The organism is Mesorhizobium sp. M2C.T.Ca.TU.002.02.1.1 (genome assembly GCF_003997225.1).
Genome location: NZ_RZTO01001192.1, coordinates 1 through 1,308 on the forward strand (window position 1 = coordinate 1; position 1,308 = coordinate 1,308).

Annotated in this window: 1 protein-coding gene and 1 pseudogene; one reads left to right on the forward strand and one right to left on the reverse strand. The window is 67.1% G+C overall.

Features of this window, described 5'->3' with window-relative positions; all coding sequences use genetic code 11:
• Positions 1-256 (forward strand): annotated as a pseudogene (locus tag EOD07_RS34640) (hypothetical protein); the annotation flags it as partial.
• On the opposite strand, the gene EOD07_RS34645 reads toward EOD07_RS34640, so the two are convergent.
• Positions 208-1,308 (reverse strand): ATP-dependent DNA helicase RecG (locus EOD07_RS34645; protein ID WP_164772853.1); only part of this gene is annotated, 1,101 nt, incomplete at its 5' end. The pseudogene EOD07_RS34640 and the gene EOD07_RS34645 sit on opposite strands and share 49 nt — an antisense overlap.

A 1,308-nucleotide genomic window follows, 5' to 3' on the forward strand; every position in this document is an offset into this window, starting at 1 on the left:
CTTCATGCCCTGCACGCCCAACCCGACCACCGGCTTCCTGATGTATGTGCACAAATCCGAGATCGTGCCGCTCGACATGTCGATCGAGGACGGCGCCAAGCTGATCGTGTCGGCCGGCATGGTGGCGCCGGAGGTCAAGGCCAAGCTGGTGACGCTGAATGGCGAGCCCGTCGAAGGCGGCCTTGCCAACCCGGCGGTCGGCGCCGCTCAGCCGGCGCGCAGCAGCCGTACCGCTTCGTCACGGCCGAACAGGTAAAGCAGCAGGCGCAGCGCCTCGCCACGTTCGGACTGCAGTTCCGGGTCGCGCGACAGGATCAGCCGCGCGTCGTCGCGCGCGGCTTCGAGCAGGTCCGCATGAAACTCCAGGCGCGCGACCTGGAAGCCGGGCGTGCCGGACTGGCGGGTGCCCAGCAACTCGCCTTCGCCGCGCAGTTTCAAATCCTCCTCGGCGATCTTGAAGCCGTCCTCCGTCTCCCGCATCACCGAAAGCCGGCGTTTCGCGGTCTCGCCGAGCGGGTCCTTGTAGAGCAGCACGCAGGAGGACGGCTTGTCGCCGCGCCCGACGCGGCCGCGCAACTGGTGCAACTGGGCAAGGCCGAAGCGTTCGGCATGCTCGATGACCATGATTGTGGCGTCGGGCACGTCGACGCCCACCTCGATGACGGTGGTGGCGATCAGAATGCGCGTCTCTCCCTGCTTGAAGGCGCGCATCGCCTCGTCCTTTTCGGCCCCCTTCATGCGGCCGTGCACCAGGCCGATGCGGTCGCCGAATAACGGTTTCAGCGAGGCAAAGCGATCCTCCGCCGACATCAGTTTTATTTCCTCGGATTCCTCGACCAGCGGGCAGATCCAGTAGATCTTCTGGCCGTCGGCGACGGCATCGAGCATGCGTCCGACCAACTCATCCAGCCGCTCCATCGGCAAGGTCACGGTGCGAATCGGCTGCCGGCCGGCCGGCTTCTCGGTCAGTTTCGAGACATCCATGTCGCCAAAGGCGGTCAGCACCAGCGTGCGCGGGATGGGGGTCGCCGTCATCACCAACATGTCGGGTGCGTCGCCCTTGGCGGTGATGGCGAGGCGCTGGTGGACGCCGAAGCGATGCTGCTCGTCGACGACGGCGAGCACCAGGTCGTGGAACGTCACGGTCTCCTGGAACAGCGCGTGCGTGCCGACGACGATGTCGATCGCGCCGCTGGCGAGCCCTGCAAGCGTTTCGGTGCGCTCGCGGCCCTTCTCGCGCCCGGTCAGGATGGCGGTGCGCAGGCCGACCTTCTCCGCCAGCGGCGCGATGGTCGCCAGATGCTGGCG